Origin of the sequence: Psychrobacter sp. NPDC078501 (genome assembly GCF_044900935.1) — a bacterium.
GTDB lineage: Bacteria > Pseudomonadota > Gammaproteobacteria > Pseudomonadales > Moraxellaceae > Psychrobacter.
Window position 1 is genome coordinate 123119 of sequence record NZ_JBJDOS010000004.1, and the last position, 25871, is coordinate 148989.

A 25871-nucleotide genomic window follows, 5' to 3' on the forward strand; every position below is an offset into this window, starting at 1 on the left:
CTTTTTGCTGATAGGAATGTCATAATGTCTCATGTAACACGCCCTCAAGACCCTACATTTTCATCTCATCAATTTATTCAGCTGGCTCTAGACAACCAAGTGCTTAAGTTTGGTGAGTTTGTCCTCAAGTCTGGTCGTATCAGTCCATACTTTTTTAATGCAGGCTTGCTTGCGACTGGTGAGATGTTGTCGTTATTAGCACGTGGTTATGCAGATGCCTTGGCTGAACAGATGAGTGCAGCAAATAATGGCGGTAATGAGCAAGAGCTGGTCATCTTTGGTGCGGCTTACAAAGGTATTCCTTTTGTTGCAGCGACGGCGCAAGCGTTATGGCTACATCATGGCATTAACGCCAAGTGGGGCTATAATCGTAAAGAGGCAAAAACTCACGGCGAAGGCGGCAATTTGGTCGGTGCTGACGTAACTGGCAAGGCTGTTTGGGTACTTGACGACGTCATCACAGCGGGTACAGCCATGCGCGAAGTGGTCGAGATTCTAGAGCAAGCAGGCGCAAGCGTTGCTGGTATTCTCGTCGCACTTGATCGTAAAGAAAAAGGTCAAGCAGAGCACTCTGCTATTCAAGAGCTTACCGCGACACTAGAAGTGCCCGTACGTGCATTGGTCGATATCGATGATTTGATCAGTTATTTGGCCGATGACCATGGTGCACAAAACGGCCAACATAAAGACGCGACCCAGTTAGCCAAAATGCAACACTACCGTGAGCAGTACGGCGTATAGTTGGGCACTGATGTTGTTTAATAAGTTTGTTTCATATTAATAATATAACGTAAGTGAGTCTTATCATGAGCCAACATAAACAAGAAAAATCGCTAAAAATACTCGTTATTATGGATCCTATCGAACGGGTTAATTATAAAAAAGACACTAGTCTCGCTATGATGTGGGCCGCTCAAGACCGTGGCCATCAGCTTGGTTATTGTCAGATTCATGACCTGTGGTTGGACCGTGGTCAGTTGATGGTTGATACGCAGCCGCTTACAGTAAAGCGTGATCCTGCAGATTTCTATACATTGGGTGATAAAAGCACAGGGCCAGTCGGCGACTATGACGTGATTTTGATGCGCAAAGATCCACCGTTTGATATGCGCTTTATTTATGCCACTTATATGCTTGACCATGCCAAAGCAGCAGGCGTGCTCGTGGTCAATGATCCACAAGCGATTCGCGACTGTAATGAGAAGTTGTTTGCGACGTGGTTTAGCGATTATATGAGCCCAACGATTGTGACCAGCAAACAAGCACACATTCGTAAGTTCATCGCTGAACAGCAGGACGTCATCGTCAAGCCATTAGATGGTATGGGCGGCACTGGTATTTTTCGTTTAACTGCTGATAGCCCAAACATCGGAGTGACGTTAGAGATACTGACTGAGCTTGAGACTCTGCCCATCATGGCGCAGCGTTATTTGCCAGAAATTAAAGAAGGCGATAAGCGCGTATTGATCGTCGATGGAGTCGTGGTAGATTATAGTTTGGCTCGTATTCCAATCAAAGGCGAGACCCGTGGTAATCTAGCAGCTGGTGGTAGCGGTGTTGCAATGCCATTGACTGATATCGAACGCCAAGTAGCAGAAGTTGTGGCACCAATCGTCAAAGAAAAAGGCCTAATGTTCGTTGGTCTAGACTTGATCGGTGGACGTATCACTGAGATTAACGTTACTAGCCCAACGTGCGTACGTGAGATTGATGATCAATGCGGTACAGATATCGCGACCGACTTTATCATGGCGATTGAGAATAAATTTACTGCGTAGCTTTCGCTATGTTCAGGAATGCTTTGAGTTCAGGAGTATTCTGACTACGTAAAACCCATATTTTGAGGCATTGTTAGTTATTGGATTTTCTTACCGTTTACTAGTATTACACGACGCCAAGCTGTGACCAATCATGGCTTGGATTTTTGTTATTTTTGCTGCATAAAGTACTGTATATAAGACAATGATTTCCTCTATACTATGCGGGCTTTGGCTAGGTCATTATTTTTCATAATTGCCACCCCAGCAGTGAGATAAACCCTTCATATAAATAAAGTAAAGATAGGCAGGCGTTCATGAAAACACCGCATATATTGATGATGGCAGCTGGTACGGGCGGGCATGTTTTTCCAGCGCTGGCAGTGAGCGACGAGCTGAGCCAACGCGGTGCGGTGATTCATTGGTTGGGAACGCCAAACGGTATGGAAAACGGTTTGGTTGAGCCCACAGGTTATCCTTTTCATGCTATTAATATGCAAGGACTTCGTGGCAAAGGCGTTGGTCGACTATTGAAGCTACCAATGACTCTGCTATCCGCAACGATGGCTGCCGTGAAAGTGATTCGTAGTAATCAGATCGATGTGGTCGTTGGGTTCGGCGGTTATGTGAGTGCACCTGGCGGTATCGCTGCGCGCATGACTAACACCCCATTGATTATCCATGAGCAAAATGCCATTGCTGGCATGAGTAATCGCTACTTATCTAAGCTATCGACCAAAACGTTACAAGCGTTTGAGAACACCTTTGCCAATAGTCAGCAAGATACCAAGCTTGAGACAGTGGGCAATCCTGTGCGTAACGCCATTACTGGTGTCGCAGAGCCAACGGTACGCTACGATGTAAATGACAGTTCACCGCTTAAACTGTTGGTAGTAGGCGGTTCACTTGGTGCTCAGGTATTAAATGATACAGTACCAAAAGCATTAGCATTACTAGATCAACCATTTGAAGTCCTACACCAGTGTGGACGCAACAATGAAGCAGCCACGCAAGCGGCTTATAGCGAGCAAAATCTAAATAACCATCAGTTTACTGTACAGCCTTTTATTAATGATATGGCTGCAGCTTATAACTGGGCAGATATCATCGTTTGCCGCGCAGGTGCATTGACCGTGACCGAAATCCAAAACGTCGGCATCGCCGCTATTTTTGTACCGCTACCGCATGCAGTGGATGACCATCAGACGGCTAATGCGCACACGTTGACCTCACATGATGCTGCAATTCTACTGCCACAGTCAGAGCTAACTGCCAAAAGTCTAAGTGACGAGCTTGGCGTACTCAATCGAGAGAAGTGCTTAACGATGGCAAAAAAAGGCCATGCATTGGCCAACCGTAGTGCGAGTAAGCAAGTTGCTGACATCATTTGGCAAGCGCTATAGTCTGTCGTTTATACCCCTTATTTGAATTTACTAAGTTTTATTGACCTTTAATAAAGAGAGATCCTTATGCCTACCTCTGCGAAAGCTCTACCTAAGCGTTTGATTGAAATACCAGAAATGCGCCGTATTCAGCATTTGCATTTCATCGGTATTGGTGGCTCAGGCATGTGCGGTATCGCTGAGGTGATGAACAATCAAGGCTATCAAGTCAGTGGTTCTGACATCGCAGAAAGCTTGGTGACTAAGCGTCTACAGCAAATCGGTATTGAGATATCGATTGGCCATGACTCTAAAAACATTGCCAATGCCGATGTTATCGTTGTCTCATCAGCGATTGATCGTAGCAATCCTGAGGTAAAAGCAGCGCTTGAAGCTCGTCTGCCGGTAGTACGCCGCGCCGATATGCTTGGTGAGCTAATGCGCTATCGTCATGGTATCGCAGTTGCTGGCGCACATGGTAAAACGACAACGACGAGTTTACTAACCACGATGATGGCAGAAGGACAGCTAGATCCTACTTATGTCATCGGCGGTAAGTTAAATGCGTCAGGCAAAAATGCAGCATTAGGTAGCAGCCGTTTCTTGGTAGCAGAAGCTGATGAATCGGATGCATCATTCTTGTCATTGCATCCGATGGCTGCGATTGTGACCAACATTGACCAAGACCATATGGAAACCTACGAAAACAGCTTTGATAAATTAAAAGCTGCTTATATCCAGTTTCTACAAAATATGCCGTTTTACGGTTTAGCAGTGGTCTGCGGTGATGACCCTGAACTGTATGCAATGATCGATGATATCGGTCGTCCGGTATTGACCTTTGGTCTTGAGCCGTTCAATGACGTACAAGCTGTAGACTTGGTGACAGAAGGGACTAAGACTCACTTTACCGTATTGCGCCGTGACCGTGAGCCATTACGCCTGACGCTGAACATTCCTGGTACACATAACGTCTATAACGCTCTTGCTGCCATCACGATGGCGACCGATGAAGGCGTTGATGATGCAGCGATTGAGCGTGCCTTGCAGAAATTTGAAGGCGTGGGTCGTCGTTTTGAGCAGCATGCTTCTGTTGATATCGATGATGGCAATGTCTTATTGATTGATGATTATGGTCATCATCCAAAAGAAGTCGATGCGACCATTAAAGCCGCACGCCAAAGCTTCCCTGATCGTCGTTTAGTGATGCTATTTCAGCCGCATCGTTACAGCCGTACCCGTGATTGCTACGATGATTTTGTGGAAGTGCTATCAAGTGTTGATGAGCTACTATTATTGGATGTATATTCAGCAGGTGAGAGTCCGATTACGGGCGCTGATACAAAGTCATTAGCGCGTAGTATCCGTTTGCGCGGTGAAGTTGAACCGACTATTATTGATAAAGACAATCTAGCCCCTGTTATGCAGCGTTTGCTAAAAGCCAACGACATGCTGATTACCCAAGGTGCTGGTAATGTTGGGCAAATTGCTATCGATTTGGCTGCCAATAACCTTTATATTAAGTAAGCTAAAATTTAGGGACGATCCTCATGACAACTGATAATAAAGACAATAATAGCACTCAAAATGCAGCTATCAATGATACACCTTTAGACACGACGACTCATGCAAAAGACGCCAGTCAGTTTGGCAAAGTAGCCGTTATTTATGGCGGCAGTAGCAATGAGCGTAGCGTGTCTTTGGATAGTGGTGCGGCAGTATTGCAAGCGCTTCAAAACCAAGGCGTTGATGCCACTCACTTTGATCCAAAGCATCAAGACATTACTGAGCTACGCAAATTTGACCGCGTGTTTAATGTTTTGCATGGTCGCGGCGGCGAAGATGGCCTGCTGCAAGGCGTATTACAGTGGTTTGATATACCGCAAACTGGTTCAGGGATTCTAGCTTCTGCACTAGGTATGGACAAAGTACGTACCAAACAACTGTGGCAAGGTTGCGGCCTTTCAACTGCACCATTTTCATTATTGACGGCTGATACTGACTGGCAGCAAGTGGTTAACATGCTAGGTTTGCCACTTATCATTAAACCAGTTCATGAAGGTTCAAGCATTGGCATGACTAAGGTCAATCACCTTGACGAGCTACCTGCCGCTTATGCAACTGCAGTGGAGTGTGGTGATGCAGTGATGGCTGAACGTTGGATTACAGGTCGCGAATTTACGATTGTGATTATCGATGACGAAGCCTATCCAGTTATTCGCCTTGAGCCTGCTGACATTACTAACTTCTATGATTTTGAAGCCAAGTATAATCGTAACGATACCAGTTACTATATCCCCTGTGGATTGAGCGCGGCTGATGAAAAGCACCTGCAAGATTTAAGCCTTGCAGCATTTCGTGCAGTAGATGCAAAAGGCTGGGGGCGTATCGATGCCATGCAAGATGAAGCAGGCAATTTTTGGTTGCTTGAAATCAATACCGTACCAGGTATGACCAGTCACAGTTTGGTTCCGATGGCGGCCAAAGCTCGCGGACTAGATTTTGATGCACTATGCTGGCACATTTTGGCGCAAACACTATAATTACCAAATCAACTAAATTGAGTAGATAGTGATGACTCTTTGTGTCACTAGAGCTGCTATACCACAGCTTCGTGTAAACTTGTGTAAATTCGCTGCTGCTAGTTGGTGTTTGGCTATTGTTTAACCATAAAATACGTTAATATTGTAAGAATAGGTCTATTTCGGTGATATTTATGTTGTTTTGTGAATACAACTGATAACTTATTCATAATTTAAGAAAAATGTTACGTTTAAATCAACGTAATCTCTGTATATAAGCTATATTTTTAATAAAATTTGATAACATATCGACTTAATAAGCTTCTGCCAAAAATACGCAGATTTATATCAATAAATAGCATGATCAGTTTTATGCAAATATAGGGACAAAGGTCGTTATGGCTCAAACTGTCAACGAGGTAACTGACTTGATGAGTGATAAAGCCGGTCGCCCAAAATCTAAGATCCAAATACCGGCAACGGTAAAGTATCTATTTATGGTACTTGTCTTAGGTTTGCTAGTGCTAATATTAATGATGGGCGGCAAAGCGCTGCGTGATGCGCCGCCAGCAAATATTTATGTCAGTAATCAAGGTTTGTCTGCTGCTCAGTATCGCTCATTACAAGATGTGATGGAACAACAACAAGTAAGTAGCTTTTTTACTTCTGATTTGCAAGCATTGCGAGACATCACGATGGGTTTAGCTTGGGTAGACCAAGTGAGTATCTCTCGTGATTGGCAACGTGGCATCGTCGTCAACGCATTACCCAAACAGGCAGTTGCCAATTTTGGTACAGAACGTTTGGTCGATGCAAAAGGGGCGGTATTTGTTCCTGCTGATAGTAGAGATTTAACACAAGAGCGTTTTGCGACCTTACAGGGTGAGATGTCTCAAGCGCCAGTTATTATGCAACAGATGCAGCAAGTTAATGATTGGTATGCACCGCTTGGTATACAGGTCGAAGATATCATTCTGTCACCGAGAATGACTTGGCTAATCCGCTTTGACAATGGATTACGTGTGATTGTCGACAATGAAAATACGGCGCAAAAACTACTGAATCTAAGCCAACTGCTTGGCAATCAGTTAAGGACGCGTCGAGATGACATGCAGTCTGTAGATTTACGATACAAAAATGGCTTTACCATCGCTTGGAACGTGACACAGAGTGCTGAATCAGAATAGCCTAAGTAAGCATTACATCTATACATAACCGATGTGAGCTAATACGGTTTATTTAGTTTGAAGAAAACATGTACAACATCATAGCGTATTAGTAACGCTTTTTTTAATGATTCAATAGAAGAGCATTACTTGCTCTTCTATTTAGCGATAATTTGTCTGGTACCATGAAAAATAATGAAAATCTGGTTGTTGTCCATCTAAGTGCCACGGCAGTATATGTCGTCATAGGCAATGTTGTCTCTGCAAAAGACATTCGTATTTTGGGCGTAGGACAAGTTAAAAACAGCGATTTTTATCAAGGTCAAATAAAGCATCGTGAACGTCTGCAAGGTGCTATCAAGCAAGCCATTCAAGAAGCAGAAGACACCGCTAACTGCCGTGTGCATAGTGTTTGGTTAACCCTTGCGACCCCTGAGCTATCTAGCAAAAACAGTGCTGGAGAGGTCAAAGTAGAAGATGAAGTTGTACGTGCTAAAGACATGGTACAAGCATTGGCCAATGCAAAATCGCGTGATTTATCATCTGACTATTATTTGATGCATTGCTGTCAGCAAGGTATTTATGTCGATGAGCAAGACTTTATGGTGGATGATGTCATCGAGATGATGGCACATAATATCACCGTGATGTACCACATGATGATGATGCCTGTTGCCAGCCGTCAGAATATCCAAAAGCTATTACAAAGTTGTGATGTCGGTATTGATCATATTGTTTTCGATGCAGTGACCAGTGCTGAGTATAGTTTGATGACTGAGGAACGCCAGCAAGGCGTTTGTTTAGTAGATATCGGTGCCAGTACGACCAGCATTTGTGTGTATAAAGAGAATAAGTTGATTTTTACACATTGTATAGCAACGGGCAGTCATGAAGTGACAATGGATATTTCAGCTGATTTTGGTATTTCCATGATTGAAGCTGAAAAGCTGAAGAAGTCTCATGGGACCGCTGATGTTAATAGTGTCGATCCAAGCGCATTCTTTTTATTCAAACCTCAAGGATCGGGCGACGAAATCAATATTGGCATCTATAACTTGGCACGCATCATTGAGGCTCGTTACGTTCAGATATTTACTGAAGTAGCGCGTCAATTACACGAAGCAGGTTTGATAGGCTATATCGATAAAGGGATTGTGTTGACTGGCGGCGGTAGTACGATTAAAGGTATGATACCTTTTGCCAAAAAGCTACTAAAAATGCCTGTCGTACTAACAAACACCCATCCTGCTATCAGTGCTTATAATCATTTTGATAATGATGAGTCATTTAAGCTATTAAATAGTCAAGTGAATGACCGTGCTTATCAGACAGCTTTTGGCACATTGCTATACAGTCAAAGTGAGCAATTCCGCCGTAGTGAAAAAAGCGAACCTGAAGCGATTCAAAACAATCGAGTATCAGGCGTATTTCGAAGTGCGGGTCAACGGTTTGCAAATGTTTTAAAGAAAATATTATAGATCTGTTTAACCTCATATCTAGAGCATCTATACATTATGGAATGTCTCTAAGTTGGTTAAGCAAAAAATAGAGTAACATTGCGAATAAATTAGTTTTAAAAATAAAGTATTAAGTAATAATGACATATTATTGTCTATACTGATCGATTTTAGCCATACCCTGTTTTATTTAAATACATTTATATATAGTATGTCGATAGCGCGCCACATGAGTGCGTTACTATGTATCGACTTACACGCTATCTGCAACTGGAGAATCTTTTTTATGTCAAAATACACCATGCCAGATGATAATCAGCTTCAAAACAATGGCCAAGCAAGCTTCACTGTATTCGGTGTTGGTGGCGGCGGCGGTAATGCAGTTGAACATATGGTACAGCAAGGCATCAGAGGTGTAACGTTCGTTTGTGCCAATACAGATAAACAAGCGCTAGATCGTCTTACTGCACCGCATAAACTGCAACTGGGTGCAAAAACGAACCGTGGTCTAGGGGCAGGCGCAAATCCAGAAGTGGGTCGTGAAGCAGCAGAGAGCGAAGAAGAAGCGATTCGCGCATTGCTTGAGCACTCAGATATGGTATTTATCACTGCTGGTATGGGCGGCGGTACTGGTACAGGCGCAGCGCCAGTTGTTGCTCGTATTGCTAAAGAAATGGAAGTGCTGACAGTTGCGGTTGTGACTACGCCATTCAAATTCGAAGGTGGTAAGCGTATCAAAGCTGCTAAAGCAGGTATTGAGCAGCTTACCAACTTTGTCGACTCAATTATCACGATTCCGAATGATAAGTTGATGAGTGTATACGGCAACATCTCTATGCAAGATGCTTTCAAAAAAGCAGATGATGTATTGCTGCATGCTGTTCAAGGTATTGCGGAAACCATCGCTAGCGAAGGTATGATCAATATTGACTTTAACGATATCCGTACGGCGATGACTGCGAAAGGTCATGCGATGATGGGTATTGGTCGTGCCAGCGGTGATGATCGTGCACGTCAAGCGACTGAAAAAGCCATCAGATCACCACTACTTGATGATTTGCGTTTAGAAAATGCAAAAGGTCTACTGGTTAACGTTATTTCTTCAGAGTCATTGTCACTAGATGAAATGAGCAAAATCAGTGCAATAGTCGAAGAAATTACTGACATCGACGACGCTCACATTTTCTACGGTTCTGTGATTGATGAAAAAATGGGTGACGACTTACATGTAACCGTTATCGCAACTGGTTTAACGTTAGACGAAAATGCTGGACAAGAGCCAGAAGTAGTAGAGCAGCCAGTACCTTCTGTTAATAGCACGCAACCTGTTGATCCTAATGTGCATACCAGCGCTTTAAACAGTCAGAAGCAGTCGCAAGCTCAGCAGTATCAAGATAGCGTTGCACGTCCTAGCGCAAGTGCGCCTCAAGAGCAGCCTAAGACTAAAACAAACAGTATTCAAGACTATTTAAAGCGTCAACAGAATAAATAGTAATTCTAATTTACTGTGAGTAAGAAAAAGCCAGCGTCTTAACGTTGGCTTTTTTGTGTTTAAGGAAAAATGAAACGTTTTCTATAAGAAAATTCATAACAGTTTTCTATGTAATCTATATGTATATGACTGTCGAAACTTATATGAGCCTCGTTGTTTTATAGCATTAAATAGGCTATATAAAGTAAAAATCAGCAATAGGATATTGACGATAAGTGTTATCAATCAAGGAGATAAGAAAATTAGCGCTTTTTATATATAGCGAATAAGGGGTCGGTAATGGTACACTATGTCAATTGTAACAAAATATGTGAGAAGACAACCATGAACCAAAGAACCATAAAAACAGCAATAGCCGTTACGGGTACTGGTCTACATAGTGGTCAGCCTGTTGACTTGGAGTTTCATCCACAGCCGATTGACACTGGTATTGTTTTCGAGCGCTCTGATATAGAAGGTAGTCAACCAATTCCAGCGAGTGCGTTTTTAGTACAAGACACGATGATGTCATCGAACTTAGTGTTTGGTGGTACGCGAGTGGGCACGGTTGAGCATCTGCTTAGTGCCATCGCTGGTCTAGGAGTAGACAATCTGTTAGTTCGGGTCTCTGCTTCAGAGATACCAATTATGGATGGTAGCGCTGCGCCTTTCGTTGCGCTCTTACTAGATGCAGGATTTTGTGAGCAAGAAGCGGCCAAAAAGTTTATTAAAATTATACGTCCAGTACGAGTAAAGCTAGAAGATAAGTGGGCAGAGCTACGTCCTTATGAAGGGTATGAATTAAATTTCGAAATTGATTTTGATCATCCTGCATTTGATAAGAACTTTCAGCATGCACAGTTGCAGTTCTCTACACAGAACTTTATCGAACAATTAAGCACTGCGCGTACTTTTGGATTTTTACGTGATATAGAAGCGCTACGTCAAAATAACCTAGCATTAGGTGGCAGTATGGAAAACGCCATCGTTATCGATGATGCCAACATACTTAATGCAGAAGGCTTACGTTTTAACGATGAATTTGTCCGTCATAAAATTTTAGATGCTTTGGGAGATTTGCATCTGATTGGCTACCCAATTTTAGGTCGTTTTAACGCCTATAAGTCTGGTCATGCTCTAAATAATTTATTAGTACGTGAAATACTGTCTGACGAAGATAACTTTGAAATTGTAACTTTTGATGACAATGTAACCTGTCCTATCGAGTATTTACCGCTCAATGATTTGGTTATTGAAGGATAAATACAGGAATATACAGGAAGTATCGAAACATTTACGCAATATTACATAGAAAGCCCATAATTACATTTATATAATATGCTATATTTTGAATATATTATCTATATGATTATATGAATTTTCTGTTAAGGCATATAATACAAAAGCTGTAGTTGGTTTTTAAATCCTTCGTTAGCTATATCCATAATCTGGATGTAACTAACGAAGGATTTTTTTTATCTGATACATTACAAAAATCCATCTTTATCAATGCCATCACCTGCTCTTATTTACATAACTTTACATTTAGCGCTCAGTATTTTTAATGATTAATCAAACGCAAAAGAGCTTTTTTGAGATTTTCATCAGTGGTGACATGCTCTGCGGCCTGTGATATAGTCCGTTTTGTGTTCTGGCTAAGCGCCTGATTTTCATTGGCTTTACGAGAATTTGGCAAGTGCAGTGATGATGTTGACGATTGTTTAGATGAATAATTATCGGCAGAGCTTTTAGCCACAACGACGCGAATTTGCTTGAGTTGTTTAAATGTAATTGACTGCTCTGTTAGTATTTGCAAATACGAGCTATGTAAATAGCGAATATGATTTGCTGCTGTCATTGAGCTAACACTTAATATCAACTGCTCAGGTGATAAGCCTACAACCCAACAGGTATTGAGTATTTCTTCAGGCAGACAGTCTATCAATAGCTCTTTTATCTCGTTGGTTGCTTCTATATATAGTCGCATGTTGTTAGCAAGGGTTTGAGGTAGCGCGCTACCAGCAAATGCTTGATGATCTATAAGCTGGGCAAGCCGATTAGGCTGTTTTTTTGACATCGTAAGTACTCATCTAATAGGTGACAAACTCGATACTCATAACAGACATGCTAAAAGCAATATATAGCAGATGGCTTATAAGATAGTTGACTAGGTGGGAAGTACTACTGGCACTAGTCACTATTTGAAAAGAATGAACCGTTGTAATAGGGATTTTATCACGTCTATTTGATGATTATATCCTCTAAATTAATTGATGCTTCGTTACGGATGACGAGCAGACTTGTATTAACAATAGGTAGTAAATTTATGAAACAAGCTTTATTAATTTTGTCAGTATTGGGAATGGGTATCGCACAGACGAGTGGTGCTGCCGAAACAACCTTTCAACCAAATAATACCTTGAGTCATACCATCACAAATATTTCTACTTCTGCGAACTATGGTTCTAGTCGCAACATCTATAGCACCAACAGTGGTGCCCATGTATATAGCAACGATGAGATCAGTCAAGCAATTGACAACCTAAGCGCTCATGCTAAGCAAAAAGAATATCAACTCGCTTCACTGACCAGTCGTTTGTCTTACGAACAGCGTCAGCAGCAAGCAAGCCGTGTACCTGACCGCAACTCTGCTCCTGCTATTGCTGCAGCAAATGCATCACGAGTCGCACTATCTAGAAGCTCTGGCTACTGTGCTCGCTATGTGCGTAAAGCATTACAATCAGCAGGTTATGAGTTTACGCCTAACCCTTCAGCCTATCAGTATGCCTCTCGTGGCACGCTAGCCCAAGCTGGCTTTACCAAGATTAGTAACGACATGGCACCACAAGTTGGTGATGTCGTTGTCTATAACCGCACGTCAAGCCGTCCACATGGTCATATCCAGATTTTTGATGGCAATGACTGGGTATCTGATTTCCGTCAAAACAGCATTAGCCCTTATAGCGGTACATACAGCTATACGACATGGCGTGATTCGCAGTATGTTGATGATGCATCAGATCGTGGTATCTACCTTGCGATGGCTGACAAATAAACATCGGTTAAATGAAGTAAGCATCAGTTAAATAGAACTAAGGTTTTCTCCAAACTCAGTAATGCTCTTTATGACATTACTGGGTTTTTTTTGTGCTTTGAATAATTATATCTAAGAATAGCTGTATTTAAATGAGTTCAGCTCATATAAACAAATCAAAGCTCAAATTTTGGCCAATAGTCGCGACTGTGAAAATCAGGCGGGGAGGCATGGCCCGAGGCAAAGTATAAGTCAGTTTTGCCAAACCATAAGATGACACAAGGATGTATTTGTTCAATCAGCATATTAGCAACAGCGTATTGTTGATTCGGTAGTTGCGTTATAGGTAGGCTAAAGCTGCGCTCATAACGAAAGGCTGTCTGCACTGCCGTTGGAGTGCTAGATAACGGGTTCTCCCCTGATATATCTGCTAGCTCTTTACAGTTACGCCAATTAATAAATGCGCATGTGGTTCCGTCGGTCTCATACAACGGTAATGGCGGTAGTGTCGCAGGGTTACGATAGCTCTCAAATTGATAGAGTGCATAGCGGCCGTCAGGGCTAGCATTAATCTCTATATAAGCGGTTGTTTGCTGAAGTGGTATCTTGTGAGGTTCTGGATGGTGAATTGCTACGATGTCTTCGTTATCAATCTCACTGCCAGCAATAAAACATTCAAGGCAGGTTTCTTCCCATAGGTAATCAGTGAAATTTACTTGAGTTTGTTGCCATGTTGGCCAATTGAATTGATTGGCTAGAATTTGACTAGGCAGAGTCACTTGATAGGTCAGCACTAGTTGCAAAGCTGGTTGCTGGATGATCTCTGCACTTACTTTGATAGAGATATTCTCAAGCTCTTCTATAGACACACCTAATTGCTGAGCATCTTTCGCTATCGTCTCGGTGGCTAGACGGAGGTTAAAAGCTTGTTTCATTATAAGTACATCTCGACGGTAATAATAAAGAGGTGATAGTGACAAGAGAAATTATACTGATTCAGGGAACTAATACTATATGTTAAGTATAACCGAGACTATCGGAGAACATAAAAGCCGCGAGCAAGATGCGTCGCGGCCTTTGTATTTCATTATCGTTTGGCTATGATATAAGTGAACATAAAACCCAGTCACTTAATGCCAGTCTATCATGACATATTACTGCGCGTGACGTGCTAGGTTAGACAGTTTTGGGTTGGCATTTGGGTTTTTGCGTAGTAATAATGCCATACGACCAATAGAATGAACCAAAGACGCATTAGCCGCTTTAGCAAGTTCAGCGCCAACGATGTCACGCTCTTCTTTCGTGCCAGCAGGCAATTTCACTTTGATAAGCTCATGATCTGTTAGCGCGCGATCGATTTCTTCAGTGATGGTTGGAGTAATACCCTTGTTGCCGATCATAACGATAGGCTTTAGCTCGTGACCGATGCCTTTTAGACGTTTGATGGTAGCGTTATCGAGTTGCATAGAATTCCTAAGTGTTGGTAAAAATAAAAATGGTACTGTCAAAAACAGTTATTGATCATTATAGATAATCTGTGACCATCTTGCATGAGATCAGCAGGATTTTGCACGATTTTACGTGACGAAAATGTTAAACTGAATGTTTGGTACATTATAAACGCTACTGCCTTATAAAACAGTTATTTAACCAATAGAATTTGGTCAGTTTGCAACCAACCATGAATAAAAAATCTGATTAACACCGTATTTAGAATAATCCGCAACGGATTAATATCAGTTTGTAAGTGATAGAGCAATTAAAGCAGCTAGATTTAGTAAAGCAATAGGAGCAGGTATTTTGGCCACGCGTATCGAAAACAAAAAACTATCAAAGAGCAGCAGTGCTTGGATGAAAGAGCATATTGACGATCATTATGTGCAAAAAGCTCAAAAAGATGGCTACCGTGCCCGTGCCGCTTATAAATTATTAGAGATTAATGAAAAAACCAACCTAATCAAAAAAGGCATGACGGTCGTGGACTTGGGCAGTGCGCCTGGTAGCTGGTCACAAGTCGCTGGTCGATTGGTAGGTGACGATGGTATCTTGATTGCCTCTGATATTTTGGCCATGGATACCTTGCCTGATGTGACCTTCATTCAGGGCGATTTTCGTGAAGCTGAAGTGTTTGACGCTATTATGGCAGAAGTAGGTGATAGACAAGTCGATGTCGTATTGTCTGACATGGCACCCAATACCGCTGGGAACAGTGCTATCGATCAGCCACGTATGATGTACTTATGTGAGCTAGCAGTGGACTTCGCGCTTGCAACCTTACCAGAAGGTGGCGCACTTATTATGAAAGTGTTTCAAGGCGAGGGTACACAAGAATTACGCAAGCAGATGCAGCAGGATTTTAGTAAGATTCGTAGTATAAAGCCAGGTGCGTCACGACCACGCTCAAAAGAGATGTTTTGGATAGCGATTAAATAGTTTTAACATCAATAGGTTGCTGCTCTTGTAAGCGTGAAGGTAAACCACCATAAAGTGTTATTATCGCGATATAAAAGCTGCGTCAATTGTTAAATGAATAATCGTGAAACCTGCTTGAATTATGCGGGTTAGCACCACATATCATGGTATATTACCTTTGTTTTTAGCATACGTTTTAGGCAAAGTCGTCTGATAATAAGCGTTTTACAAGCTCAATGATCGTATATCTATGTTTATCTCATACTGATTATTTATAAAAACAATTTTTATGCTACCTATAAATCATATAAGTTTAATTTAGCAGCTTTTTATTATCGGGATATTCGTTAAAAATGAGCAATACGTTTATAGACGTCACGTGTTTAATAAACACACCAATAAGTAAGGGATGGGAATAACTAGTGAGCGACATGGTAAAAAATACCTTATTGTGGCTGGTGGTAATCGGCGTTTTGGTGCTGGTGTTTAGCGGCTTTGATCAATCTTCTGAGCCGGATAACCTTAACTACTCTGAGTTTGTGACCGCAGTGTCAGAAAATCAAGTAGCCAGTGTCGAGATCGACGGCGAACAGATCACCGGCGAAAAGAAAAATGGCTCATCTTTTGAGACCATTAGACCAGCTGTGTCAGATGACCAGCTCATGCCAATGCTACGTGAGAACCAAGTCGAAGTTCAAGGAACTGCACCAAAGCGCCAAAGCGTATTGATGCAACTACTGATAGCCAGCTTCCCAATTCTATTGATTATTGGTCTGTTCTTATTCTTTATGCGTAATATGCAGGGCGGCGCTGGCGGTAAAGGCGGCGGCCCAATGAGCTTTGGTAAATCGAAAGCGAAAATGCTGACCGAAGATCAAATCAACGTTAACTTCGAAGATGTGGCCGGTTGTGAAGAAGCCAAAGAAGAAGTTGTTGAAGTGGTTGAGTTCTTACGTGATCCAGACAAATTTACCAAACTGGGTGCAACGATTCCTCGTGGCATCTTGATGGTAGGTCCTCCAGGTACAGGTAAAACCTTGCTAGCGAGAGCTATTGCTGGTGAAGCTAAAGTGCCTTTCTTCTCAATTTCAGGTTCTGATTTTGTTGAAATGTTCGTCGGTGTTGGTGCATCACGTGTCCGTGATATGTTCGAACAGGCGAAGAAAAGCGCTCCTTGTATTATCTTTATTGATGAGATTGATGCAGTCGGTCGTCATCGTGGTTCCGGTATGGGCGGCGGTAATGATGAGCGTGAGCAGACATTGAACCAACTATTGGTTGAGATGGATGGTTTTGAAGGTAATGAAGGCGTTATTGTTATTGCCGCAACCAACCGTGCTGACGTGCTTGATAAAGCGTTACTTCGTCCAGGTCGTTTTGACCGTCAGGTACAAGTAGGCTTGCCGGATATCAAAGGCCGTGAGCAAATCTTGAAAGTCCATTTGAAGAAACTACCAAACACAATCAGTGTAGATGCAAGTTCTCTTGCTCGTGGTACGCCTGGATTCAGTGGTGCACAGCTTGCCAACCTTGTAAACGAGGCCGCATTGTTCGCCGCGCGTCGTAACAAGACTAGCGTCGATATGAATGACTTCGAAGATGCAAAAGACAAGCTATATATGGGTCCTGAACGTAAATCAATGGTAATCCGCGAAGAAGAGCGCCGTGCAACTGCATATCACGAAGCGGGTCATGCGTTAGTAGCTGAGCTATTGCCAGGTACAGATCCGGTGCATAAGGTCACTATTATGCCGCGTGGCTTTGCCCTTGGTGTTACTTGGCAGTTGCCTGAGCATGATCAGACCAGTATGTACAAGTCTAAGATGCTAAGCGACATTGCTATCTTGTTCGGTGGTCGTATCGCTGAAGAGGTGTTTATCAATCAAATGTCAACGGGTGCTTCGAACGACTTTGAACGTGCTACCAAAATGGCACGTGCAATGGTCACGAAGTACGGTATGTCTGATGCACTTGGTATCATGGTGTACGAAGATGACGACAACTCGCAAGGATATTTCGGCGGTGGCGGTCGTACTATCTCTGAAGCTACGCAGCAGAAGGTCGATGAAGAAGTGCGTCGTATGCTAGAAGAGCAGTATGATATCGCTCGTGAATTGATTGAAGCCAACCAAGACAAAATGCATGCGATGGTTGATGCGCTTATGAACTGGGAAACCATTGATCGTGATCAACTGCAAGATATTCTAGCAGGTGAAGAGCCACGTCCACCGAGAGTTTACCAGCATAACGAAGTAAACTTATCAAAAAATGACGTTAAAACAGCGGGTGCTACACCGCCACCATTACCAGCGATGTAGGCTCTAACTGATTCATGTTTAATAAGAAGCCCTTTATGATAAAGGGCTTTTTTATTGTCATCATTTTATGAAGGGTTTAGAACCCTATAAGATTTACTGGTATCATAAGCATAGATAACAATAACTAAAGCTGCATTATAAATTTTACTTGTGATGGATTATTCATGTCATTTTTTCAACCTTTACCCAACTATCAAATGTCTAGCCGTGATAAAACATTAGATTTGTCGCAGCCACATGTCATGGGCATCTTAAACGTAACGCCAGATTCATTTTCAGACGGTGGGCAATTTAACGCAGTAGATAAAGCCGTCGCTCATTGTCAGCAGATGATAAATGAAGGCGCTACTATTATTGATATCGGTGGTGAATCTACTCGTCCAAATGCGCAAACTGTGGCGACTGATGATGAGATTCAGCGAGTTGTACCCGTGGTTCGAGCCATTCGTCAGCATTGTGGTGATGCTATTTGGTTATCGATTGATACTAGTAGTCCTGAAGTCATGCAGGCAGCATTTAATGAAGGTGCTGACATTTGGAACGATGTACGAGCACTGAAACGTACTGGTGCGGCAGAGCTGGCAGCTAAGCTCGATATACCTGTTATGCTAATGCATATGCGCGGTGAGCCAACGACAATGAATAATCTGGCAGAGTATGACGATGTGATCAATGAGGTGCGTACGGAGCTGCTCGACCGTATTAACGAAGTAGTGAGCATCGGCGTCAAACAAAGCAATATCATTATCGATCCAGGCTTTGGTTTTGCTAAGAACTATGAGCATCATTGCGCGTTATTAAGTCAGCTGAGCAGCTTGCAAACATTAGGGCTGCCAATGATGTTTGGCATTTCTCGTAAGCGGTTTTTAGCAGAAGTATTGACCAAAAGTGGGTCTGAAGCTGTAAGTACGACGCAAGCGGTAGAGCGTGATTCGGCAGGAACCGCAGCTGGACTATTGGCCTTACAGCAAGGCGCAAGTATCATTCGTACACATAATGTGGCGATGATGCAGCAAGCAGTGGCCTTATGGAGTCAACTGTCAGCATATCGTTGTTAATTTCATTCTACATGTCCGAATGTATAGTGAGATTTCAAGACTATAAATATTCTATACGCTATGCTTAACGTCTATTTTTAAACTATCTAAACCAACAAAACTATCTCAATTAATAAGAGTAAATCTATGACTAGTACAACTCAGCCAGAACCGACCAATGAACAACGCCGTATCATTTATCAAGCTCGCCGCGGATTAAAAGAATTGGATTTTTATATTGATCCTTACGTCAAGGAGCTGTACCTGACAGCAGATGCTACTGAACAAGCAACATTTGCAGAAATGCTGACTCATGAAGACCCAGACTTGCTAGACTATTTTACCAATCAAAATCGTCCAGAAGAGGACGACATCTGGGCATTGGTCAATAAGATTAAAACATGGCGCCATACTAAAGACTTGGTTTAGGTCTTAAGGAACGGGTCAGTACAATATCTAACGTTTCCCATGGTACGCTTATATGACGCTAGTAACCTCGCTACGTATTGATACAGCTATCAAGCCTGCCAGTTATTTACGCGCGCTGCTATATGTAGGCTTGACTGGCGTTATGATGATATTGGCATGGTTTGCATCTTTGACTTTGTGGCAGGATTTACTAATCTTAATATTTTCGGCAGCAGTTGCAAGTTATCTGATTATATCGAGACCGATACTATTACATATTAGTCAGCCAGAGTTCAGTCAGCGTGTTGATAAAGAATGGCAATTACTGATACGAACGGGACGCGGCGATGAGTTATGGCAAGCAGAGTTAATCGATATAAATTGCTACCAGTGGGCGATAAGTATCGAGTTCAATATCGTTGAGCCTTATCAAAGATCGTTTTCGACTACTATATTCCGCGACCAAGTAAATCACGAGCAATGGCGACAGTTAAATATTTTAGCCAATACCAGTAAGGGTAATGCTAGATAACTGGTTATCTACTGGTCTTAGACTTCTCCTTTTACGATGAAAAATCTCTACACGTCATAACAAAATAGCTATCTCAAAGGACAAAGAGGTTTGTTATATTAAAATCTGTTATATTAAAAATAGAAAATAAAACTCGTAATTCTGCTGTCCTGTTATTAAAAAACATGTAGACAGATATGAAGTTTCACAGTTTTTAGCAGTATTTTTATATTAAACAATAGGATAAGAAGAGGAGTAGATAATGAGCTTATTAGGGAATTTAGTGAGCCAAGTGGCACGTAGTGCAATGAATCCAGACGACGCTCAGCGCAATCCAGTTAACCAACGTACTGAAACACGGCAGACTGGCGGACTAGGTGATATTTTAGGTAGTGTGTTGGGCGGTGGCAGTCAGGCAGGTGGTTATAGCCCTCAACAAAATAGCCGTCAAGCAGATAATGGTTTTGGCTTAGATGACATCATTGGTGGTCTCACGGGCGGTAGTCAGCGCGGCGGTATGAGTTCAGGTGCTGGCGGACTAGGTGATATTTTAGGTAGTGTATTAGGTGGTCAGCGTACTAATAGTGGGTTTGGTGGTAAAGGTATGCTCGTCGCTGCATTGATGCCTATGGTACTTAGCTGGATCAAACGTAATGGTGGTTTGAGTGGGGCGTTGTCAAAAATCACTGGTATGGGCTACGAAGGTCAAGCACGCTCTTGGATGAGTAATAACGAAGCAAATGATAATTTAGATCCAAACGAAATTAACCGTTTATTTGACGAAAACGAAATTCAGCAAGTAGCCGCTCATACTGGTGCTAATGAAACTGAGGTAAGACAAGGACTCGCTGAGCTGTTGCCTGAGGTCATGAATCAGCTAACGCCTAATGGCAATCTGGATAATGAGTCTGAAGCCAATGAAGAGATAGATCAAATCATTAGCCAGCTATCTAGTCGTCTTGGCAACCTTAAATAGTTTGTGCAAGTAGTTTGATAGCTTAAAATTCGAAGACTTCTAATTGTATACTTTAAAGCCGTATCAATTAAAATGACTGGCAGTACTGATTCTGGCAGCATTGATTAAAGGGCACGTTATATAACGTGCTCTTTTTTATACTTGTCATAATAGTATGATTGTCGATAAATACCGTTTGGCAGGGACAGTGATAGCGATAGTAAGCCCTTAGAATCGTTCGTCTAGGGTCTCTGTAGTATGATTAAGTGCTGCAAAGCAGATATCGGTGTTAAACCCTCTATACTGTAAAAAACGTAGCTGCTTGGCTTTTTCCTTTTGCTCAACTGGTATCTCATTACCGTATTTTTTGGTACGTGCTATCACCGCCAGTTTCAGCCAATCCACACCATCGACTAGGTTATCTGCATCATCATCTACAAACTCACTAAATTCATCAGACTCAGTATTTGCCATATCGATTAGCTCATCGATATTACCTGGCATAGCAATCTTCTTACGATAGAATTCTTGTTTGATCCGACCACGTCCGCGACCTTTACGGATATTCTCACGTATCAGCATTAGGGTAGTGCGGTAATCACTTTGATAACCTTTTTCTTCAAACTCATCGAGCAGGGCATCAATTTTCTCTGGGTCTTGTTCTTTGTCGATCAGCTTTTGCTTTAGCTCAGCCTTACCGTATTCGCGGCGTGATAAATAATAAAATGCGAGCCAACGCAATCGACTTTCTGCTTTAATCGCATCGACCTCTGCTTGTTTTTGTTCAGGAGTTCGTAAGTAGGCTTTGAGCGCAGCTGGTATATTATCGTTTTGGCTGTCTGTTTCACTATCATTGATAGCAAAAAGCTCAGCTTCATTTTCTGAGTTTTTCGGAAATGGCTCAGTGCTACGACCCTTATCTGTTGCTAAGCTATTGTCAATTTCGTCATTCTGAATGTCGAGTTTGACTTCTGCCAGCATCTCTTTGATGGTTTGCGCTTCAGGTGGTTGATATATAGGGGTGTCACTAGGCTCAGCGGTAAAATTAGCCGCTGGATGAAAACGCTTTTTACGTTTTTTAGATTTAGAAGTTTTCTTTGACTTAGGAGAGGAGTCTTCAAAAAACGCTGTATCAATAGTAGCGTCATTCGTGACTGAATTATCTTTACTTGAACGGATAATCTGTTTACTAGGTTTCTCTAGTTTTTTAGGCTCTTTCGTATGAGAGTTCTTGGATGGTTTTTTTGGTTTGCTATCAACAGAACTAGCTGAGTCGGCACCCGACTCAGCTAGAATTTCAGCTAAGGTTTTAATTTTCATAATGAATCATAGTTACTGACAACGGTTAATCGTTAAACCATTATTGTACAGGTTCAGAAGCCTGTTCTGCTTCTTCAGTTTCGTCGGCTTTGCTATTTTTCTTCGTACCAAGCTTTTCGTCACGAATTTTGTCTTCGATTTCTTGAGCAATGGCAGGATTCTCTTTTAAGAAAAGCACAGAGTTGGCTTTACCTTGACCGATTTTTTCGTCGCCATAGCTGTACCAAGATCCTGCTTTACCAACCGATCCAATCTCCACACCTAAATCAATAACTTCGGCTAAGTGGTTAGTACCTTCACCGTAAGTAATTTCGAACTCAGCTTGGCGGAAAGGTGGTGCCATTTTATTTTTGATAACTTTGACACGGGTCTGGTTACCAATGATTTCATCACCGTTTTTAACAGCACCAATACGGCGAATATCCATACGTACAGAGGCGTAGAATTTCAGCGCGTTACCACCAGTCGTAGTCTCAGGGCTACCGAACATAACACCGATTTTCATACGAATCTGGTTAATAAACACCACCATACAGTTAGAGCGTTTGGCGTTACCAGTGATTTTACGTAGGGCTTGGCTCATAAGGCGCGCTTGCAGACCCATGTGTGAGTCGCCCATTTCACCTTCAATCTCGGCACGTGGCGTCAAGGCGGCTACTGAGTCAATCACGATCATATCGATTGCGCCTGAGCGTACCAACATATCGGTAATTTCAAGTGCTTGCTCGCCATTGTCAGGCTGCGAGAGCAATAAGTCATCAGTGTTTACCCCAAGCTTGCGTGCATAAACAGGGTCAAGCGCATGCTCGGCATCGATAAAGGCACAAGTACCGCCTTGCTTTTGACATTCTGCAATAGCTTGCAGGGTCATCGTCGTCTTACCTGAGCTTTCTGGGCCGTAAATTTCAACGATACGGCCTTTTGGTAGACCGCCAATGCCAAGCGCAATGTCTAATCCTAGAGAGCCTGTAGAGACCACATCGACATCCATAATGGCCGAGTCATCGCCTAGATGCATGATGGTGTTTTTACCAAATTGCTTTTCGATTTGACCTAATGCCGCTTTGAGGGCTTTGGCTTTATTGTCGTCCATATTGGATTCCTTGTTTTCGGTAGTTAAGTTGATGCTATAAATAAAATATTGGTACTGTTAAAACTTTTGACAAACGCATACTGACTGTTATGAAGTCGGTAATAATTGTTTGGCTGTTTTATCGAAAAATAGGTTGTCACGTGACTGGTATAGATAGTAGTATCGAATGTATCGTTCTACTATACAGTAAAATTAAATAGCGAGAGAAGTAAAAATAAGTCCGTAATACACTGTCGTTATCGTTGTTTTTAAGTCAGACTTGGCATGCTGATTACTCGACTCAACTTTTTAACACTGTTGATTTGATAAGGTAATTATAACAAAAGCAAAGCACTATAATGAGCGTTGAGAGATGCTAGACGACACTATCTGTCGTATGGTATGAAGCTAAAATCTACGGAAATAATGCGATAGGTCGCTGTGGTTTTGAACCTGATAATGACTGTGCTTGTCAATAGATCTGGGAGTTGTCCACAACAAATAAAAGGCTTATTTTCGCTGATTGTGAAACATTATGAAGAATTAAATTATTTTAGAAATTATTTAAAATAATTTTTTATGTGTATAAATTTAATGTAAGTAACTGATTTTAAAGGTTTTATAAATTGTACAAAAAATGAACGATTTTACCTTATCCTTTAAGTTGCTTAGCTATAAAGTTGTCAAGTAGTGACTTATGCACAGGGTTATCCACAGCTTATGGGGAGAACTCTGTAAAGCCTTATAATACATAAGTTTACGTAGATTATTATTATTAGGAATGGATTCTATATTTCGTTTCTAATCACTTTAGAGAAGCAGTTTTGTCTACAAACAACGCTATGAGCGCTATGTTTCACAAATTATAAATTTATCTTTTTTTATGCATAATCATACTATAGGCATTAAAAGTCAGGAGTATGACTCAAGATATACATCTAAGATGTCAGTAGACATAGTTATGCATAGGATGTCTAGTATTTTTAGAGATATTTTCTACAGCCTATAGAAGGCCAAAAAAAAGCGGCTACATCAGATAGCCGCTTTGTCAAAACACTTAAAAGTAGAGCTGTATTAATCAGTCTTTGATATAGATCAAATCCCAGACGCCATGCCCACGATCGAGGCCACGACGCTCAAACTTAGTCATTGGACGAAAGTCAGGACGCTCAGTGAAATTACCTGTACCTGCTTTGTTGGTCAATCCAGCGAAACCATCCAATACTTCAACCATCCAAAATGCATAATGCTCCCAGTCAGTTGCTGTATGGAACCAGCCGCCTTGTTTTAAGCTGCGCGTAACGATGGTCATACGTTCAGGACTGACAAAACGACGCTTATAGTGACGCTTCTTTTGCCATGGGTCAGGGAAGTATAGCTGAATACGGTCGATATGGTTTTCTGGTAGCTGCTTGAGCAATTGAATGGCATCACCGTTGATGATTTTTACGTTGCTCAAATCTTGGGTGCCTGCCATATACGCACATTTACCAATACCAGGCTCATGCACTTCTACACCGACAAAATTACGAGTAGGGTCAGCGGCCGCCATTTCAATAAACGAATCACCCAAGCCAAAACCAATCTCTACCGTAAGCAGTGCATCTGGGCCGTTAGGTCTATCGGCGAATAACGTACGTAAGTTGTCAATACCGGTAAGATCGCCATCACCAAAGCTGTTATTGACCAAATACTCAGAAAATTCTGGAGCAGTTAGTGCAAGCTCAGCGTTTTTGTTCATGTGCGTACGGCGCTTCATAAACGTATTGACGATGCGGATATGCTTGTCAGAGGTCGGTTCTATCTCTTGGTTGGTGCTGTTATCGATATCGATAGGCTCGCTTGTGCTATTAAGGGTTTGCTCATCAGTAGTATCGGTACTATTGACGTTGTCATTGATATCAGAATGTTGACTCATAGGATTCGTAAGGCTTAATTAGGTGGGTGATGTTTGCTTATTATAAGTCAAATCCATACAACTGTGAACGGACAATCCTATTTTCGCGTATTTGCTAGTCGGTGCTGTGGTTTCTCTATGTTACACACGGGTTTTAGCGTTATCATATAATGGTATCTTTTAAATGCTTTTTCTAAGAGTCAGCAAGTAGAGCGTGTTGCCATGTTATTTATCGAGACAGATTCACCGCCACCGTTTTATCAAGAATCGTTAACACCTGCTAAACGTAAGCAGTTAGACAAGTGGTTCATAGGCAATCGTACCCAGCGTTATTATCTCAAACGCTTTGAGCAGTTTGATCAGCAAGGTTATCTGTCGCCAAAATGGCATTGGGCTGCGTTTTTTATCACTTTTCCTTGGCTGCTATATCGCAAGCGCTATATGGATGCGATTGTCTATAGTGTCGCAGGGTGGTCTTTTATTCAGCTTAATGTCGCGCTGGTGCTAGTCGCTTTTGAGTTTGTAGCGATGTCCTATGTGCCAGATGCCTATCAGATGGCAATACGTATCGGCATTGCTGCCGTTATTTGGCTATTTTGGTCGTTTATGGTGGCACGCTGGACTGATGCATATTACTACCGTATGGCAAGGCGTGAGATCGCTGATGCGATAAATGATCATCCGCGAGATGAGGCAGCACAGAAGGCGCATCTGCAAAGAGAAGGTGGCGTTAGCTTGTTCGGACTGGCATTAGGGTTTAGTTTTTTTGCGTTTTCGTTATTGGTAATTAAGGTGCAGTTTTTACCGATTATTGCCAAGCCAAAAGCAAACGAAGTGTTGTTTGACGCTTATGATATTGCAAAGAATGCCCAAAATCGAGTGGCGTTGATTTATCAGCAGACAGGGCAGTGTCCAGTAAACCTGCCCCTGAGTACCGAACAGCAGCAAATACGTATGCATGTCAATATTCAGGCTGCTGGCGTAACAGAAACCGACTGTGCAGTAGTGGCAACGATTCAGAACGTGACGTTTCCGATACGCTATTTAAACGAGCAGACGCTGGTCTTTTATCATATACCAGACAGTGATAACTGGGATTGCATAAGCTCACTGAATAAAAAACAAGCCCCTAAAAACTGCATAGCTGATTAG

Annotated in this window: 23 protein-coding genes; 17 read left to right on the forward strand and 6 right to left on the reverse strand. The window is 42.1% G+C overall.

Features of this window, described 5'->3' with window-relative positions; all coding sequences use genetic code 11:
* Nucleotides 1-24 precede the first annotated feature (24 nt).
* The 9 genes from pyrE (at nucleotide 25) to lpxC (ending at nucleotide 11018) form a co-directional block, all read left to right on the forward strand.
* Nucleotides 25-741: an orotate phosphoribosyltransferase gene (gene pyrE, locus ACI2IW_RS08760; protein ID WP_404693395.1), complete on the forward strand. Its 717-nt coding sequence runs from the start codon at nucleotides 25-27 to the stop codon at nucleotides 739-741.
* Between the two features lie 65 nt (nucleotides 742-806).
* A complete protein-coding gene (gshB, locus tag ACI2IW_RS08765; protein WP_404693396.1) occupies nucleotides 807-1778 on the forward strand; it encodes a glutathione synthase in 972 nt (323 codons plus the stop codon).
* Between the two features lie 296 nt (nucleotides 1779-2074).
* Nucleotides 2075-3160 (forward strand): undecaprenyldiphospho-muramoylpentapeptide beta-N-acetylglucosaminyltransferase, encoded by a 1086-nt coding sequence (gene murG, locus ACI2IW_RS08770; RefSeq protein ID WP_404693397.1) that lies wholly within the window; start codon nucleotides 2075-2077, stop codon nucleotides 3158-3160.
* Between the two features lie 66 nt (nucleotides 3161-3226).
* Entirely contained in the window at nucleotides 3227-4666 is a 1440-nt protein-coding gene (murC, locus tag ACI2IW_RS08775) for a UDP-N-acetylmuramate--L-alanine ligase (RefSeq protein ID WP_101205772.1), read from the forward strand.
* 23 nt (nucleotides 4667-4689) lie between these two features.
* Nucleotides 4690-5682, forward strand: coding sequence for a D-alanine--D-alanine ligase (locus tag ACI2IW_RS08780; RefSeq protein WP_404693398.1), 993 nt, complete (start codon nucleotides 4690-4692; stop codon nucleotides 5680-5682).
* A 377-nt stretch (nucleotides 5683-6059) separates the two neighbouring features.
* A complete protein-coding gene (locus ACI2IW_RS08785; protein ID WP_191114159.1) occupies nucleotides 6060-6848 on the forward strand; it encodes a cell division protein FtsQ/DivIB in 789 nt (262 codons plus the stop codon).
* 164 nt (nucleotides 6849-7012) lie between these two features.
* The gene (ftsA, locus tag ACI2IW_RS08790) at nucleotides 7013-8305 is read left to right on the forward strand and encodes a cell division protein FtsA (protein ID WP_057761435.1); all 1293 of its coding nucleotides are present in this window, start codon (nucleotides 7013-7015) and stop codon (nucleotides 8303-8305) included.
* A 265-nt stretch (nucleotides 8306-8570) separates the two neighbouring features.
* Nucleotides 8571-9776 (forward strand): cell division protein FtsZ, encoded by a 1206-nt coding sequence (ftsZ, locus tag ACI2IW_RS08795; protein WP_057761433.1) that lies wholly within the window; start codon nucleotides 8571-8573, stop codon nucleotides 9774-9776.
* 324 nt (nucleotides 9777-10100) lie between these two features.
* Nucleotides 10101-11018 (forward strand): UDP-3-O-acyl-N-acetylglucosamine deacetylase, encoded by a 918-nt coding sequence (lpxC, locus tag ACI2IW_RS08800; RefSeq protein ID WP_290178785.1) that lies wholly within the window; start codon nucleotides 10101-10103, stop codon nucleotides 11016-11018.
* A gap of 298 nt (nucleotides 11019-11316) precedes the next feature.
* Here lpxC and ACI2IW_RS08805 read toward each other — a convergent pair whose 3' ends face one another.
* Complete coding sequence (locus ACI2IW_RS08805; protein WP_397477704.1) at nucleotides 11317-11832, reverse strand: hypothetical protein; 516 nt, start codon at nucleotides 11830-11832, stop codon at nucleotides 11317-11319.
* A 249-nt stretch (nucleotides 11833-12081) separates the two neighbouring features.
* Here ACI2IW_RS08805 and ACI2IW_RS08810 point away from each other — a divergent pair, with 249 nt between their 5' ends.
* Nucleotides 12082-12810 (forward strand): CHAP domain-containing protein, encoded by a 729-nt coding sequence (locus ACI2IW_RS08810; RefSeq protein WP_160022325.1) that lies wholly within the window; start codon nucleotides 12082-12084, stop codon nucleotides 12808-12810.
* Nucleotides 12811-12965: 155 nt separating this feature from the next.
* Here the strand turns inward: ACI2IW_RS08810 and ACI2IW_RS08815 are convergent, their stop codons facing one another.
* A complete protein-coding gene (locus ACI2IW_RS08815) occupies nucleotides 12966-13724 on the reverse strand; it encodes a hypothetical protein (protein ID WP_404693399.1) in 759 nt (252 codons plus the stop codon).
* A gap of 219 nt (nucleotides 13725-13943) precedes the next feature.
* Nucleotides 13944-14255 carry a YhbY family RNA-binding protein gene (locus ACI2IW_RS08820; protein ID WP_057761426.1) on the reverse strand — a complete coding sequence of 104 codons (312 nt, stop codon included), beginning with the start codon at nucleotides 14253-14255 and terminating at the stop codon, nucleotides 13944-13946.
* Nucleotides 14256-14589: 334 nt separating this feature from the next.
* Between ACI2IW_RS08820 and ACI2IW_RS08825 the strand changes: the two genes are divergently transcribed.
* From ACI2IW_RS08825 to ACI2IW_RS08850, 6 genes are all read left to right on the forward strand, one after another.
* A complete protein-coding gene (locus tag ACI2IW_RS08825) occupies nucleotides 14590-15222 on the forward strand; it encodes an RlmE family RNA methyltransferase (RefSeq protein WP_057761424.1) in 633 nt (210 codons plus the stop codon).
* Nucleotides 15223-15623: 401 nt separating this feature from the next.
* Nucleotides 15624-17519 carry an ATP-dependent zinc metalloprotease FtsH gene (gene ftsH / locus ACI2IW_RS08830; RefSeq protein ID WP_404693400.1) on the forward strand — a complete coding sequence of 632 codons (1896 nt, stop codon included), beginning with the start codon at nucleotides 15624-15626 and terminating at the stop codon, nucleotides 17517-17519.
* A 164-nt stretch (nucleotides 17520-17683) separates the two neighbouring features.
* Entirely contained in the window at nucleotides 17684-18577 is an 894-nt protein-coding gene (gene folP, locus ACI2IW_RS08835) for a dihydropteroate synthase (RefSeq protein ID WP_404693401.1), read from the forward strand.
* Nucleotides 18578-18703: 126 nt separating this feature from the next.
* Nucleotides 18704-18985, forward strand: a complete 282-nt coding sequence (locus ACI2IW_RS08840; RefSeq protein WP_057761419.1) for a succinate dehydrogenase assembly factor 2 — start codon at nucleotides 18704-18706, stop codon at nucleotides 18983-18985.
* Nucleotides 18986-19037: 52 nt separating this feature from the next.
* Entirely contained in the window at nucleotides 19038-19496 is a 459-nt protein-coding gene (locus ACI2IW_RS08845) for a hypothetical protein (RefSeq protein ID WP_404693402.1), read from the forward strand.
* Between the two features lie 241 nt (nucleotides 19497-19737).
* Nucleotides 19738-20451: a YidB family protein gene (locus ACI2IW_RS08850; protein ID WP_404693403.1), complete on the forward strand. Its 714-nt coding sequence runs from the start codon at nucleotides 19738-19740 to the stop codon at nucleotides 20449-20451.
* Nucleotides 20452-20658: 207 nt separating this feature from the next.
* Here the strand turns inward: ACI2IW_RS08850 and ACI2IW_RS08855 are convergent, their stop codons facing one another.
* The 3 genes from ACI2IW_RS08855 to trmB form a co-directional block, all read right to left on the reverse strand.
* A complete protein-coding gene (locus ACI2IW_RS08855) occupies nucleotides 20659-21750 on the reverse strand; it encodes a regulatory protein RecX (protein WP_404693404.1) in 1092 nt (363 codons plus the stop codon).
* 40 nt (nucleotides 21751-21790) lie between these two features.
* The gene (gene recA / locus ACI2IW_RS08860; RefSeq protein ID WP_404693405.1) at nucleotides 21791-22843 is read right to left on the reverse strand and encodes a recombinase RecA; all 1053 of its coding nucleotides are present in this window, start codon (nucleotides 22841-22843) and stop codon (nucleotides 21791-21793) included.
* A gap of 1057 nt (nucleotides 22844-23900) precedes the next feature.
* The gene (gene trmB, locus ACI2IW_RS08865; protein ID WP_404693406.1) at nucleotides 23901-24740 is read right to left on the reverse strand and encodes a tRNA (guanosine(46)-N7)-methyltransferase TrmB; all 840 of its coding nucleotides are present in this window, start codon (nucleotides 24738-24740) and stop codon (nucleotides 23901-23903) included.
* Between the two features lie 201 nt (nucleotides 24741-24941).
* Between trmB and ACI2IW_RS08870 the strand changes: the two genes are divergently transcribed.
* A complete protein-coding gene (locus tag ACI2IW_RS08870) occupies nucleotides 24942-25871 on the forward strand; it encodes a DUF2628 domain-containing protein (RefSeq protein WP_404693407.1) in 930 nt (309 codons plus the stop codon).